A 16006-nucleotide genomic window follows, 5' to 3' on the forward strand; every position below is an offset into this window, starting at 1 on the left:
GTTGAAGATGAGGTGACCAATCAGATTCCGGCTTCGTTTTTACAGGAACACAATAATGCTGTTTTTGTTTTAGACAAAGAAGCGTCTTCAAAACTAACGCGAATCAACAGACCTTGGTTGGTAGAAAAAGTAACCTGGAGTGATAAATTAATCCGTAAAGCTGTTTTAGGATTAGCGCTTGATCTTAAAAAACCAATTTTAATGCTTACCGATGCCGATTATATCGAAAACGGTATGAGTGATTTATTGGCCGATTCAGGTCCTGCTTATGATATTAATATTAAGATATTCAATAAATTACAAAACACAATTACAGGTTGGCCAGGTGGAAAACCAAATGCAGACGATGCCAACCGTCCTGAAAGAGCGGAGCCAGCCAGAAAACGTGTATTGCTTTTTAGTCCACACCCTGATGATGATATTATCAGTATGGGAGGAACGTTTATGCGTTTGCAAGAGCAAGGGCATGAAGTGCACGTAGCCTACCAGACTTCGGGAAATATTGCCGTTGCCGATGATGAAGCCTTGCGTTTTGCAAGTTTCGTAATTGATTACAATGAGAAATTCGGAATCAAAAGCCCGGAAGCCGATGCGATTTATGAAAAAGCAGTTAACTTCTTAAAAAATAAAAAGAACAGCGAAATTGACATCCCTGAAGTACGTTATATCAAAGGACTAATCAGAAAAGGAGAAGCAAGAGCAACAAGTCATTTTGTTGGTTTAACAGACGATCAGATTCATTTTATGGAGCTTCCATTTTATGAAACAGGTACCATCGAGAAAAAACCAATCGGACAAGAAGACATTCAATTGACGATGGATTTAATTGAAAAAATTAAACCACATCAAATCTATGCTGCAGGAGATTTAGCAGATCCGCACGGAACACATAAAGTATGTTTAGATGCTATTTTTGAAGCCGTTAAAGCCTTAAAACCAAAATCATTTATGGACGACTGTTGGTTATGGTTGTACCGTGGTGCATGGCAGGAATGGGGTATTGACGAAGTAGAAATGGCGGTACCTATGAGTCCGGATCAGGTTTTGGCAAAACGTCATGGAATCTTCAAACACCAATCACAAAAAGACGGTGTTGTTTTTCAGGGAACCGATGCCAGAGAATTTTGGCAAAGAGCCGAAGACCGAAACCACGAAACAGCAGCTTTGTATCAGCAATTAGGTCTAGCGACTTATGCAGCGATGGAAGCTTTTGTGAGATGGCATTACTAGGTAGAAGGTGCTAAGATTCTGAGCTCCTAAGGTTCTGAGTTTAGGAAAATTTTTAGCCACGGATTATACGAATTTTCGCGAATTTATTTTCGGGATACTTGGTGTGATTCGTGGCTTTTTTTTTGCCACAGATTAAAAGGATTCTCACAGATTAAAAAAATCATTTTAATCCTTTTAATCTGTGGCTAACTAAAAAAATACGAGGCAAAAATTACTTTTTTACTATGACTTAAAAAAAGTTGGATAAAAAATTAAGGAGGTAAGATGATTTAATTTTCCGGCACACAAAAAAATTAGCGAAAATCCTAGTAATTAGTGGCGAAAAAATCATTCTAATCCTTTTAATCTGTGGCAAAAAACTAAGAATAATTGCATTTAAAGCGTTTTAATTTTTAAATTAGCGCTGAAACATACCCGTTTTACAAACTAAACAACGCGTTTTTTAGTAGTATTATTCTACAATAAACGCTTCAAAAATACGTTTCAAACTAAATTTAACTTTACAAAAAATGGAATATTCAAAGAATTACACTGCTGCAGGCGAACACATAGATGTTCAAGGAATTATGGATGGCCTGTACTATCCCTTTTATATGGAAGAATGTCGTCACGCTTACATCAAAGAGGTATTAGGTTTTGATTTCGTACAACAAGCAGAAAACGGCGTATTTATGGTTTTATCCGAATACAGCATTAAGTTTATTCGTTCACTTAAAAAAGACGATAATTTTGACGTGACTTGTGCTGTTTTTACAGATCCTAGTGGACTACCAAAATTGCATTTTAAACAATCAATCCTAAAAAATGGAAAAATAATGGCTTCCGCATTATTCACCGGAACCTGTATTCCAGCTACTGGAGGCAGACCCTATTTACCGGAAGAACTCAAAGCTAATTTTACTGATGCGCCGGTATTGGAAATTAAATAATTCTTCCCAACAATATTAATTCCACTCCCCCATACTACAAATTCTACATCTAAATTTAATTCGTATTTTAGCGTAAAGAAACTTATCCGCTACCATAACCTTTTAACTCTAGAACTATGCGCTCAATCCTTTTCTTACTGACGATTATCCTTTTCGTTTCCTGTAAAAACGAAAGCAAATCAGATGCTCTCGCCAATTATTTTACCTACAAACCAAACGAATCAATAGAAACTGCAGGTGTAAAAATGATTCCGATAAAAACACCGGTTGGAGAATTTAAAGTCTGGACAAAACGTTTTGGCAATAATCCAAAAATAAAAGTATTGCTACTACATGGAGGACCAGCCATGACACATGAGTACATGGAGTGCTTTGAGACATTTTTTCAACGCGAAGGTTTCGAATTTTATGAATACGACCAACTAGGTTCTTACTACAGTGATCAACCTAAAGACAGCACTCTTTGGACAACAGAAAGATTTGTAGAAGAAGTAGAACAAGTTCGCAAAGCTATTAATGCAGACCATACTAACTTTTATGTCTTAGGAAACTCCTGGGGCGGAATTCTGGCGATGGAATATGCATTAAAGTATCAGAAAAACCTAAAAGGTCTCCTTATTTCTAATATGATGGCCAGCGCCCCGGAATATGGTAAATACGCAGATGAAGTTCTGGCAAAGCAAATGAAACCTGAAGTTCTGGCAGAAGTAAGAGCATTAGAAGCAAAAAAAGACTTTGGCAACCCAAGATATATGGAACTTCTTATCCCTAATTTTTACCAAGAACATTTGTGCAGATTAAAAGAATGGCCAGACGGATTAAACCGTGCCATCAAACACACCAATGGAGCAATATACACGATAATGCAAGGTCCAAGCGAATTTGGAATAAGTGGTCGCCTGGCAAAATGGGATATTAAAAATCGTTTGCATGAACTTACAATTCCAACCCTAATGATTGGAGCAAAATACGATACAATGGATCCAAAAGCAATGGAAGAACAAAGTAAACTAGTTCAAAAAGGACGATACTTATATTGCCCAAACGGAAGTCATCTTGCCATGTGGGATGATCAGCAAGTATTTATGAAAGGAGTAACACAATTCATTACTGATGTTGACACCAATAAATTTTAGCATTAAACACTAATCCAAACAATATAAGGAACAATGTTTCTCAGATACTGTTCCTTAAATTACACGACAAAAAATTATACTCATTAATTGTAAAAGAACTTCATTAGAAATAATGGAGTTTTTTTTAGACGAAAGAATAAACGGAATACATAACCTTTTTAAACTTTGTGGCTTTGCGAGATTTTTACTAATCTAAAACTTTAGGACTTGATCAAAATTCGTTTTATACAGCATGCAAAACACAACAGAAAAAATAACAAAAAGCTGCTACTTTCTTACCTTAAGAAAATAGCAGCCTGAAACGGGGACATTATCCGTAAAAAAGAAGTAAATACGAACGTAATTCCACTTTAACTCCAAGTCAATGAAGACTATGAAATAAAACCGTCGCGCGAAGATTGCCGACCCAAAACTTCAGAAAGAAGTATAGAAATAAATAAGACTTAAAAGAACTAAAAGCCATTGATAAAAAATGAATTACAAAGCACTACTTCTTTGTTGTAAATCACAATCGTTTTTTATCTCACAAAACAAATGATCCGGATGTAGCCCTAGTTTCACAGCAAAGATGAGTCAATTATCATTAAAAAAAAGACAACTGTTCACTGTCCTTGCACTTATGCAAAGTCATAGAATACTGATGTCCGACAGTCATTCACAATCTTTTTTTTGTGTTTTTTTATTCCAGATTTTATGGATCAGGTTCAAAGGTTCAAAGAGACAGAGGTACAAAGAGAAAAGGCGAAAAATAGAGACTTGAAAACCGATAATAAAACAAAACACAAGATCTGTTAATTTTGCTGAATAGCAGTTTTACAAATTTCACTACAACTTTTAAACTTGCTTTATTTGTACTCCTAAAAAGTGAATTCGCATAAAAAAATCGCAATCTCAAATAAATGAAATTGCGATTTTTTTATACTCAATTGAGAAAACAAAGTTGCGTTACATCATCGTATTGATACGAATACTTGCTTTAATAAGTGCCAAAGCTGAAATTTTTGAAATATGAATATCTTTAGACTGATGATGTGAATTCTGACTTACAAGTTTTACAAAATCCTGTCCATTTTCTGATTTTTGAACATACTTTACGGTAATGTATTCTTCCCAGTCATTTAACTTCACACTTAAAAGATACATTTCTCCAAAAAAGATATTCTCAAATTCAGTTTCTTTATACAATACAATGTCCCCCGATTTCAGTAACGGATACATACTGTCTCCGGTCACCGAAATAGCTCCGTCACATTTTGGAAGATTCGGAATCTTAATTGTATCCAGAATTCTTTGTGGTTTTCCACTCTTAAACAACTCCTTTAAGCCGGCAACAGCTTCAAGATCATACAATGGTATTTCCTGACTCAAATGCAAGGAATCAATGGTTTTTCGGCTATTGTTCATAATAACGATATCTGTGTTACTTTCTTTTAACATTGGTCCGTTTCCCGTAAGCAGCCACTCTGAATTTATCTCCGGATAATGCTGTAATATTTTACACGCTTTATCTGTTCCCATATTACTACTATTGTCTAAAAACTTATTAGAAAAGCCCAAATCATTGCAAAACTTATAGCGCGTAACCCCTTTATAATCAAGATATTCTTTCATTCTTTCAGTAGAGCCCATAAAAAGATGTATTATTTTACGTTAATTATTTGTTTTGATGTATTATTTTACACTACATTTGCAAAGTAAAGAAATAAAAGAATGAAAATAAAATATTTCAGCAAAAAAATAATAGTCTTCAAAAAACATTAAAATAAAAGTAGCATAAAAGTGACCATAAATGAGAACCGATTTTAATAAAGTAAAACTTTTAAGAACATTCAAAAACAAAAAAAGCAACTTAATTCTTAATCCTATACAATGAATACTAATCAAATTGAAGAAAAAATCCACGAACTGGAAAATTGGCTAATTCAAAATCCAAACAGTGCTGAAAGAAATTTAATAGAATCTGATATAAAAAAATTAAAAACCATTTTAGAGAAAAAATCATGAGTAAAAAACAAATCGAAGAACGTATTGCCCTGTTATATCTGGCTCTTCAGTTCTGTTCAGAAAGAAAAAAAACATTTACATCGGGAGAAAGAATCTGCATTAATCAAGAACGTTTTCAATTGATGCACATTCTGGAAAATGAAAGGGCAACTCCCCGACCGGTTTCAAAGGAAATTGAAAGCAAAATAAAATACATTTCACAACAGACACTACTGTACCATTTCAAACCGTATTACGAAGATCCGTTTAAAGAAGAAACTGAAATCGCATCCTAAAATTTTAAAACCTAAAGAAACTATGAACACCTCAACTATTACGACCAATAAAACCATCGATTTAGCTCAATTTTCTGCTCAACAATTAAAAGAAGCCCTAATAAAAATCGAAAATAAGAAGAATGAAGAAAGAGAAGCGTACAAAAAACTAGTGGCTGAAACAATTCCAAAAGCACTTTTAAAATTGTACAAAACCTCAGAAATGATCAGCAAAGTAAAAACAGAAACGTTTCAGCTTTTTGAAACCATTCTGGATTTAAAAAATCAGGTTTACGGTTTTAAGGAAAAACAAATGTCACATACTTTTTCTAATGATAAAGAAGAAATTACAATTGGATATCGCATTAATGAAGGCTGGGACGATACTGCAACAATTGGAATCGAAAAAGTTCAAAATTACATTTCGTCCCTTTCTACAAGCAAAGAAACCGCTTCTCTTGTCAAAATTGTTTTCAATCTGCTTAAAAAAGATGCAAAGGGAAATTTAAAAGGTTCCAGAGTTCTCGAACTTCAGAAACTTACCAAAGAATTTAATAATGAAGAATTTACAGACGGTGTAGAAATCATTGCATCGTCCTTTAAACCTGTGCGTTCAAGCTGGTTCATTGAGGCAAATACCATTAACGAAAACGGTACAAGAACTACTATTCCACTCTCTATGTCTGCTGTCGATTTTTTACACGGATACGCTTTTAATTTCTTTAACCAACAAAACGAACAAACAAATGCTGCCTAATAATGACATTTATGCATCGTTGCTTTTAGCTTTTTTACTAATTGTAACCAATTTAAAACCAATCCTTATATTTCGTGACTGGTTTCATTTTAAAATAAACACCACTTTTAAACAATACAGAAATGAGCGTAAAAATAAAACCAATAACGGATCATGAAAGCTATGAGGTAAATACTCATACCGTATTTAAGGACAGCTTTGGAAACTGGAATTCTAAAAATGCTTTGTCCCTCAAGGAGCGTGAGGCTTTTTATCAGTATGAAACTAGTGTTATTAAAAATCCAAGATTTAAAAAACACATTAAAGCGACCTATAAAGGTTAACAATGAGCTCTTTCCGGAATTCAAAATTCTGTAAAAACGCACCGCCACTTTGCCTCTAAACTACGAATTGGTGCTATAAAAAAACAGTGTTTCGCTGTTTAAAAACAACACATACAAAACTATTATTTTCAGACTGCTCTATGTCTTAACGGGCTACAGAACAGGATTGTCATGTCTGAACTATGGCCTCAAATTATTTACAAACGTGGGCTATTTGTTTCGCCATCAGAAAAAGCAGAAACCATTTGATTTTAAAAGAAGAATCAAATGGTTTCTGATCTCAATAAAATCAGTACACATTTAGTAAACTATTCTCCTTCAAATGACAAGGCAGAATTGTTTCTGTCTAAAAATATTTCTTTTCTCTTATTCTTTCACTAATACCACATCCTATTATCATGTCTATATCAAGCAACAGAAGTCTCGGCATTCAAAAAAATAAATTACTACGCTATAAGCTTATCAAAGAATTGTACTTAAAACATAAAACAGAAGATATTCCGACAACTGTAGTCTGGCGTAAATACGTTTATCCAGTTTATCCAATATCACGTACCACATTGTATGAAGTTCTTTGTACCTCGGTAACCGTTGAACTTAAGAAAATTGAAGAGCTCATGAAAAGCCAAATCAAGCCTTCTTAATAAATCATAGAAATCAGAATCCGTCCGATTCTAAATTTCTAATGTTCCGCTTTTTTTCCTTTCTAAAACGACCTCCTTTCCTTTTAACCTGAGTTCGATTATTAAGTTACTGATTTATGTATTGTCGTTTTCCTACAAGGTCAAAAAAGACCTTAAAGGAAACAAATAGATCTATTAAATAATCCGTTGGGGGTACTTTACCTAAATATTTTTTAACACATAGAAACATAGATTTGCAAGTTACAATTGGAAAAGTTTTATGAAAATCACAATTTTCTCACATAGTCTCATGTGATTTATTTAAAGTAAAACGTCTTTTTAAGCTTTGTTAACTATGTCTCTATGTGTTAAAATTAATTGCATCCAACGGATATTAAATACCAACAAACAATAATTTAAATTTTGGATTTTAATCGAGTTCAGGTTTTTAAACAAAGACAATTCCTCATTTGCAAAACAACTCTGTAAAGTCCTAGAATACAAATGTCCGACAGCCTGGCATGCGTTTTTTTAAGGCCTTTTTTTAGTCAATATTTGCAGTCTCAAAAGGAAACAGCTGTCGAAATTAGATCGGAAAATTCAGGCTGTATATTCTTTAAAAAACACTACAGCTGTTTCCCAAAAAACCTTTCTAACCTAGTACAAAATTTTACACAAACATTTAATGGAGCCGTTTTTATACCCCACTCTTACCGCATTTTTTGCCGCATTTATTACCTGGTTTTTCTCGATGAGAAAATCATTAGCTCAAGACCGAGCTGCCGAACTTGACAACGCCGTAAGTGCCGTAAAATATTACCGTGACTTACTTGACGACATTACCGCCCGACTGACCGCTGCTACCGAAACAATAAAAAATATGGAAACACAGCACAGAGAATTAATGCTGATCAATCAGCAGCTGGTAGATGAATTACAAAAATTTAAACAACTAAACGGAAAACAGCAATGACACTAGCTCAAAAAACCTTAGAAATTGCTCTTGCTCAGGTTGGTGTTGAAGAAATGCCAAGAAACAGCAATTCCGGACCGGAAGTAGAAATTTACCTCAGAAGTGTTGGTCTCGGAAAAGGATATCCGTGGTGCATGGCTTTTGTTTACTGGAGCACTCAACAAGCAGCTTTGCAATTGGGAATGAAAAATCCGCTCAAAAAAACAGCAGGCGTATTAGACCAATACAATTCCAGACCGCTACTACTACAAACAAAACCTCAACCCGGTGATGTTTTTATTATCGATTTTAAAAACGGAACGGGACATACCGGAATCGTAGACCGGGTAACGGCTTCTGCCATTTTTACTATTGAAGGCAACACCAACGATATTGGCGGACGCGAAGGCTACAAAGTCTCTAAAAGAAAAAGAGAAATCAAAAGCATTAAAGGCTTTTTAAGACTGTAAACACCACTAATCAAACCCAAACCACAACATGACCCAAAAACTAAACCGTACTGTTTTTTTGTTTTTTTCAATCTTAGTGCTGGTTTCGTGCAAGAGCCCGAAGCCAGTTCTGAGTGAAGAAAAAACAAAAATCATAACCCTTAAAGAAACGGTACACGATACTGTTTTTAAAATTCAAAAAGACAGCAGTTCCTTCAAAGCATTATTAGAATGCCAAAACGGGAAAGTCGTTTTTAAGAATGTTACTCAGGCCGAACCAGGGCGCACTTTAAAAAGCCCAAAGGTTCGTCTCGATAACAATAAAATCGCCATAGACTGTGAACTGAAAGAGCAGGAACTCTACGCCCGCTGGAAATCACAACAAATAAAAGAAGCAGAGGTACAAACAATCCAAACGACAAAATTTGTCAATCATTTGACTTCCTGGCAAAAACTACAAATCTGGCTCGGGAGACTGCTCTTTATAGTAGTACTCTTTCTAGTCATAAGATTCGTCTACAAAATTTACAAGCCTTTGTGGTTTCAATAGATAAACTTTTAAAATAACACCTCACAATATGTCAGCACAGTCTCATTTTTTCGTGGAGTCAGGAGGCTTTACGCAAAGTCAGCAACAAGCTTTTGGCCCGCTCTCAAGCTCCAAATTCAACCTAACTTCTCAATTTACTTTAAACGCTCCCAAAAAAGCATATTCCATTTGTAAAGGAGTTGTTTTGATTCAGCCACAAATCAATCCGGAAACCGGAGCGGCTACCGACAAAGTAAACCTTGTACTTCGCCCTTACAAACAGCCATTTCCGGGATTGAATGTAAAGTATTTTGTCTATAGAGGTTTGCAAAGAGCTGATTTCTTTACAACAGATTCTGAACCCAAAATTATTCCCCACAACAAAGCTGTAAATTCTGATTTTATCACTAAAATAAACGAAGACTTTATCGCTTTTCATGAAGGTCGTGTGGAAAAAATCGGGGACACCACCACACCAATTCCACCTCCTGCCTTTCTTGCCAAACATATCGGTTTTGACTCAGCAATTCCGGACAGTACTTTGCTTTCCAGTTTGTTTTTTAAAGAATCTGAATTTAAAGATATCAATGGTAATCTTACCGAAAAAAACAACTTTGAATTACCGCTAATTGATATCGGAAAATCACTGGGGAATTTCGCATCCGGAGAATGTGGAATTGACGTTGTCTTAAATTACGGAGATTATCAGCATAATTTTGATAATGGAGAATTTGTTTTTGATTTAGGGTATGCTCGTAAACCATTTGCTACGATCACCGTTACAGGAACAACTCCTTACAAACAAAAATTAGAGCGCGAACAAAGTACACAGTTTATTGATATTGCTGCTTTCTACGGTTTATTTGTCCCTGAAGATACAGTAAATATTGTTTCAGCCGGAACACAAACAAGTAAAAAGGGTACTGAAATTTACAATAGTATCATCAGTAACTTTTACACCAAAAACAACTGGTACGTTTATATCCAAAGCGATCGAACGCGCAGTTATGATTTCTACGAAAACTACAAAATCAAAGAAGGAACTGGAAACCTTAAATCAGGATTATTAGCTGATCCGACAACAAAAATTGTTCCGATGACCGAAAGTACTTACGGTACATTTGACTGGCCTGTTTTGATCAACGACCAAACACAAGCCAACACAGTTGCAACTAATAGCCTTTATTTCCAACTTTCAACCGATAACAATAACAATGCTACTTTTTACGGACAGATCGCCAAAGTTGCCAATGCTCAAAAAGACAATTTTATTAACGTCGATGGTCTGCGATTACCACCTGATGAAGAAGGGAATTATGGTGACCTGACTTCAACAATTCAGCTTACTACTCCTGCTGTGCAAGGCAAAAATATTGCTGCACTAAACATCTTACTTTATCACGGAAAAGTGAGTCTGTACACCGCCGGAACAACGCAAGATGAAAATGGAGATCCTGTCATTTTATACGGACAGACTAACTTTTTTGATGATGTCTTTAGTTTGATCCATTCGGAACCTTTATTAACCCTAAGCGGTGATAAAAGTTATTCGAGAATGACTTCTGAAAAACTGAACATTGTCAATGCCTTTTACGATAAAAAGCAACAAGGTATTTCGATAGTACAGACGCTGACTGTAAATGATGTGATTGAAACCGGAATTACCGAAAAGCCTGTCGTTGAGCGTGTAACCTATCTTACTGAAGCCGGCGATGTGATGAACAATGCCATCTCTGCCACCGGAAGCACAACTCCGGATACGAAAACAACAGCTTCTGCAAGTGGCACAGTAACAAAGACTAAAACTTATGAGCTACCGGAGCCTTATTACTATGATTTGAAATTGTTTACAGACAGTACGCAAACCATTACAGGACTGCAACTAAAAACCTTAGATGGTTCTACCCCAAACAAAATTATTCTCGGATTAACCCAGGATGAAAACAACAGCATCAAAACATTAATCACCGGCGACAAAAAGAATCCCCGTCTGTTTTTAATTGATCTTTTTGCAGATGGAAATGAATTGGTTTCTCCGGAGAACATCAAATATCAGAAATACAAAGTCGCAATCGTAGCGGAGAACACTGAAGGCAAAAATGAATTGTCTGAACCAGAAAGTCCTGTTTTTGTGTATTCACTTGATCGATACTATCATTTTAGCAAGGGGTATAGTGAGTATATGCCAGAACAAGAATTAGAAAGCACATATTTAATTATAAATAAAGAAATAGAATAATGGTAGTACTTTTATACAAATCAGGCATACCAGTAATGCTTACCGATGATTTCAATAATATCAGGTTCGATATTGAAGGTTTTTTAATTGAATTCACACATAAAACAATTAATAACCAAAAAAATACTGTTTCAAAAAAATATGTTTTTTATAATAAGTCAAAGTTTAAAACGGCTGACAGAAAAAGATCCGATTTAATCGACGGCTTTTACGACGAAAAACAATTTTTAAAATATATTGAAAATACTGGCCCAGATATTCCTCTTGGAAACGATATGATTTATAAGCATAAGTTCAATTTTGATAAATTTATTGCTAAAGCAGGAAACTCCATTTCTGTCAATGTTACCAATTTTGATGCACCTTACAATTTATTTTATGATCGAAAAAAATACAATTTTACTATTGAAAGTACTATAGATAAAAAAGGAATTAGAAGTTATGCCGAATCAACAACAGAAGGTTTTGAAAAAATTGACTATAAATTAAGATTGCCTCTTAACTTTACTTCATCAACTATTGATGTCACAAGTCAAATAAATACGCCAGGTTATCATTTTTATGCTAAAAACTTAGGTGATTTTATTGATCAACATTCTAGCAATTATGACAAGCGAAAGTTAAAAAAAATAACCATACTGATTATTTTTAAAATTAGAGAAATCGTCAAAGATATATTTCCAAATTTATTGATAAATAGTACCTCTGAAGCAGTTTTAGAAGCTACCGCCAATGATATTGATCCCGATTTAAGCAAATTATCTGATCTTGAGCAAATGTTGTTTTTATTGAAAAAAAGTTGGGGATATTATTATGATTCTACTTCTACTTTACCACATAGAAGTAATTTATCTCCAATGTTTAACAAGCAAACATCTTATTCAGATTTAGAATATTATTACATTGCACTAGTAAGTTTCTACAACAAAACCTATAAAATACCACATACATTATCAACATTTCCCCAAGAAATAAAATACGAATATTTACTAGAAGTACTTCCTATTAATGCTCTTTCTGCATTGCCAATTCAGATTATAAAAAAAACATTATTGTTTTTTATAAAAATAAGAAATATTACAGAAACTGAAGAGCAGTTTATTGTAAGGTTGATCTTATCTGTAGTACAAAATCAAGCAAATGATTTTTTAGATTTTCTACTAAAAATGGAGAATGGTGTAAATACAAATTTTGATTGTTTATTTCACATGTTAGATGATGCTAGAATCCAAAGAATACCAATTGCGAGTTGGATTGCAGATGAAAAGACGAATAGAATGGCATTTATTTATGGTATTTATGAATTATGGAAAGTATCAAAATATAATTTGCTTAATGCATCTGATGATGTAAATACAGAATCTTTCTTTTTTACAGATGGAAATAATTATTATAAACATCAAGATGGTCATTTAAAATCAATAGTTCTAGAATGTGGCAGAATTTCATCTGTCAACTCTGGTGATGAAGCAATGCCATTACAAACTAATACGTGGATAAATTACATAACTGATAAAACACTAAAAAAAGAACTAGTAACTATTAATAAAAAAGTTAGTACTACCAATTTATACTTGGGTAGTGATGGCCATTATTTAGGAGACGCTCCAAGTTTAGATAAAAATGAATCAATTCCTACTCAATATCATTTATATCAATCAATAACGCTTCTTGGACATCAAACAGACGATAGAACATTATTGCCAAATAACCAACCAATTCCTGCATTTTTGTTTTACTATTCAGATGATTATAAAAGACTATTAAAAATTGATACTAAAATAGCATTAGCTGTAACCATTGGAATAGAAGTTGTCCTGTTTTTTACTTTTGGAGGTATTACGCAACTAAAACATTTACAACATTTAAAGTATTTTACAAAAATTCGTGCTGCTTTAGGTGGAGAACTAATTGCATCAGAAGAGGTTTTAGTCTGGACAGGCCTTGAAGCTGGTTCATTTACGACGTCAATTACAGCCTCAACAATATATGCTTTGGGTCAATATAATGCTACATTATTACCCACAGAAGAACAAAGAAAAGCACGTGAAGAGACAAATAAAGCCTTCCTCTATATTGCTTTAGCATTTGGCGGAGGAACTATTTATTGTAGATATAAAGCAGCGTCTGCAGCTGAGTATGCTTTGATCGATGCCGCCGGAACAATTGCTATGCCTGCAGAAATAAAATCTGTAATGCAAACACTTCTTGGTGAAAAGGCTAAAGATGTAGTTTCTTTTGAAACAAAATTATCGACATTACCTCAACTTGAAAACATAAATGTAATAACAACTAGATATGCCAACTATAATGATGACCTAAAAAGAGCTTTCTATAGAGATTTTGGTCAGATAAAAGATGTTGAAACTAAATTTTGGAACTCTTTAAACAAAACAAGTACTCTTGACAATTGGGAAACCTTAAAACAGTTAAACGTAATAGAACGAAATGAGATATCTTTTATTTCAAATACTGCTAGAACAAATGCTTATAAAAAGTATTACACTGAAATTCCGGCACGAGAAATTTTAGAAAGAGCAAAAATTAATAGTAGAGCTTGGTTTTTAGATACATTTGTAAATGAAGAAGGGATTTATTTTAATAGATTTGTCGAAAATCCTGAAAAAATAATTGAAATAATAAACGTAGATGGAGTCAAAAGATTAATGTTACAAAATAACAAAGACTTTTGGTTAATAAACAACCTTGATAATAAAACTATAACACAATTACAAGTCCCATTAGAAGCAGGTAAAATTAAAATAATCAACAGTTCTGACGGAGCAAGTTTGATTACAGATCCAACAAAAAAAGTGAAAGCAGTCAGTTTTTTGGCTAATGGTGGTCGCTGGTCTAATGGCGAATTAGTAGAAATACCTGCAATACCATTTCTAAAAAAAACCGTAAGTAGTACTGAAAATGTATATTTGGGTGTTGATCTTGCATTTTACGATATTAAAAATGTAAAAATTACTCCCAAAACTGTGCAGGAATTAGATGGACTATTAATTGATACCAGTACTGGTAAAATTGATAAAATAATTAGTATGAAGTTAGGTTCAGATCAGCATAAGTTTGGGAAAGATAAAATAAAATTAGTGCAATACATGAGAGACTTGCCAGACGAAGGTATTGATCTTAAAAATTATATTTTAAATACTCCTGCATTAAATAACTTGCCATCTAAAATTAAAAATAATGCATTTAGAGCAGAAATAACTTACACTAATTTAAGGACCGGAATTAAAGAAAGTGAATTGCCTTCAGTATTTAGATTAAAAATAAAACCTGATTATAATATCGATGAATTTCTAAAAATACATCCGGAAACGCTTAATACTACTAAAGATATTTTAATAGAAAGTTCATATCAATCACTAAAAAATAAATTTTAAAACCATGGTAAGATCAAGAGCAATATTTTTTGAATATAATGATGAAGAAATTCATTTTGATTTAGGCACTTTTGCGTTGTGTATGTATTATGCTGTACAATTAGATATAGTAAAGGCTAAAAAATTATTTGATGCTACTCTGTCAGAATGGACGTATAGAGTAGATTATGATTTACCCGAAGGTAATTTGACATCCGATAACCAAGAAGCCCATTTTGTAGTTTCTGAAATACAAGAAGCTATCGCTTTTATAAAAGATGATTTAATACCCGCTCTGAATAATGAAAAGCAAGATCTATTAAATCAATATGGAGGTATATCAAATTTTATCAATTTACATGATAGTACCACTACATTTTTAAGATTTTACGGAATATTTGAAAACGATTTTTCTGAAAGTGATGGAGAATCATTAGCTCATTATATGGGGCTTTTAAAAACAGCTTTGCAACATTCGATATATGTCAATCAACCTAACATAGTTTATGTTAAATAAAGAGGTATATAAATTTAAAAACAAAAAAGAGAATTTATGACACCACTCTAAAATGTTCCCTTTTATCATGGTTGTTGTATGGCTCCAAAAATATTCTTCTAAAAAGTTTACAAATATCTCTGATTATACACAACTTATTTACATCTCTTAAATCGTGTATCCAGATTGAGCACAAAATCTTAAACACCTCTCAAAGACAAAAATCTTTGAGAGGTATTTTAGCCCTTACTCTTCTCTCCCAAAAAAAGACAATCTAAGAAACTTGAAAAAATTTAGATTTATAAAACCTCTTTTTTAGCACCCCATAATCGTAAATTCCCCTACTCTATTTGACTTTTTCTAAAGTCAGACTTATCTGATATACGTTCGTTTTACAACACTGTAAAATGAAATCCTATTGTCATGCCACTAATCCATTTTTAAGCAACTCATTTTGGTTAGGAATGCATTTACTAAAACTTGCTTCTCTGAACACCAAGATCCGCTAGGATAGCGATGGCGATCCCTTTCATGAGCTCATTAAACGCCTGTACATATTTAAAATCAAAAAAAACTACTTCAAAAATGAGCCAAAATCACAACCGAATTAAAGTAACAACACATCAAAAAATAATCGGCCGATTGGAACTTTTCAATTGTTACGAATGGGTGAAAAAACAAAGTAAAATAATAGTCGATAACTGGACTTTT

General features: G+C 33.5%; 15 protein-coding genes. 14 read left to right on the forward strand and 1 reads right to left on the reverse strand.

Annotated features, from left to right (window positions below; all coding sequences use genetic code 11):
• The 3 genes from AB674_RS20805 to AB674_RS20815 form a co-directional block, all read left to right on the forward strand.
• Positions 1–1230: PIG-L family deacetylase (locus AB674_RS20805; protein ID WP_047778814.1), on the forward strand; the 1230-nt coding region annotated here is incomplete at its 5' end.
• A gap of 509 nt (positions 1231–1739) precedes the next feature.
• Complete coding sequence (locus AB674_RS20810) at positions 1740–2159, forward strand: acyl-CoA thioesterase (protein ID WP_047779217.1); 420 nt, start codon at positions 1740–1742, stop codon at positions 2157–2159.
• Positions 2160–2275: 116 nt separating this feature from the next.
• Positions 2276–3295 (forward strand): proline-specific peptidase family protein, encoded by a 1020-nt coding sequence (locus AB674_RS20815; RefSeq protein WP_047779218.1) that lies wholly within the window; start codon positions 2276–2278, stop codon positions 3293–3295.
• Positions 3296–4240: 945 nt separating this feature from the next.
• On the opposite strand, the gene AB674_RS20820 is transcribed toward AB674_RS20815, so the two are convergent.
• Positions 4241–4906: a helix-turn-helix transcriptional regulator gene (locus tag AB674_RS20820; RefSeq protein WP_053004348.1), complete on the reverse strand. Its 666-nt coding sequence runs from the start codon at positions 4904–4906 to the stop codon at positions 4241–4243.
• Positions 4907–5164: 258 nt separating this feature from the next.
• On the opposite strand from AB674_RS20820, the gene AB674_RS23180 reads away from it, so the two are divergent.
• The 11 genes from AB674_RS23180 (at position 5165) to AB674_RS20870 (ending at position 15316) form a co-directional block, all read left to right on the forward strand.
• Positions 5165–5299, forward strand: coding sequence for a hypothetical protein (locus AB674_RS23180; protein WP_262487216.1), 135 nt, complete (start codon positions 5165–5167; stop codon positions 5297–5299).
• Positions 5296–5574 (forward strand): hypothetical protein, encoded by a 279-nt coding sequence (locus AB674_RS20825; RefSeq protein WP_047779220.1) that lies wholly within the window; start codon positions 5296–5298, stop codon positions 5572–5574. Before AB674_RS23180 ends, AB674_RS20825 begins: the two co-directional genes overlap by 4 nt.
• Positions 5575–5596: 22 nt before the next feature.
• Entirely contained in the window at positions 5597–6310 is a 714-nt protein-coding gene (locus AB674_RS20830; protein WP_047779221.1) for a DUF3164 family protein, read from the forward strand.
• Between the two features lie 122 nt (positions 6311–6432).
• Positions 6433–6633, forward strand: coding sequence for a hypothetical protein (locus AB674_RS20835; protein ID WP_047779222.1), 201 nt, complete (start codon positions 6433–6435; stop codon positions 6631–6633).
• 398 nt (positions 6634–7031) lie between these two features.
• Positions 7032–7277, forward strand: coding sequence for a hypothetical protein (locus tag AB674_RS20840; RefSeq protein ID WP_047779223.1), 246 nt, complete (start codon positions 7032–7034; stop codon positions 7275–7277).
• Positions 7278–7941: 664 nt separating this feature from the next.
• Positions 7942–8229, forward strand: coding sequence for a methyl-accepting chemotaxis protein (locus AB674_RS20845; RefSeq protein ID WP_047779224.1), 288 nt, complete (start codon positions 7942–7944; stop codon positions 8227–8229).
• Positions 8226–8678, forward strand: coding sequence for a CHAP domain-containing protein (locus tag AB674_RS20850; protein WP_047779225.1), 453 nt, complete (start codon positions 8226–8228; stop codon positions 8676–8678). Before AB674_RS20845 ends, AB674_RS20850 begins: the two co-directional genes overlap by 4 nt.
• 28 nt (positions 8679–8706) lie before the next feature.
• A complete protein-coding gene (locus AB674_RS20855) occupies positions 8707–9207 on the forward strand; it encodes a hypothetical protein (RefSeq protein WP_047779226.1) in 501 nt (166 codons plus the stop codon).
• Between the two features lie 28 nt (positions 9208–9235).
• Positions 9236–11425 (forward strand): hypothetical protein, encoded by a 2190-nt coding sequence (locus AB674_RS20860; RefSeq protein ID WP_047779227.1) that lies wholly within the window; start codon positions 9236–9238, stop codon positions 11423–11425.
• Positions 11425–14820 (forward strand): hypothetical protein, encoded by a 3396-nt coding sequence (locus AB674_RS20865; protein WP_047779228.1) that lies wholly within the window; start codon positions 11425–11427, stop codon positions 14818–14820. Before AB674_RS20860 ends, AB674_RS20865 begins: the two co-directional genes overlap by 1 nt.
• A gap of 4 nt (positions 14821–14824) precedes the next feature.
• Entirely contained in the window at positions 14825–15316 is a 492-nt protein-coding gene (locus AB674_RS20870; protein ID WP_047779229.1) for a hypothetical protein, read from the forward strand.
• Positions 15317–16006: the final 690 nt, after the last annotated feature.

Origin of the sequence: Flavobacterium sp. ABG (assembly GCF_001027725.1) — a bacterium.
Classification (GTDB): Bacteria; Bacteroidota; Bacteroidia; order Flavobacteriales; family Flavobacteriaceae; genus Flavobacterium; species Flavobacterium cupriresistens.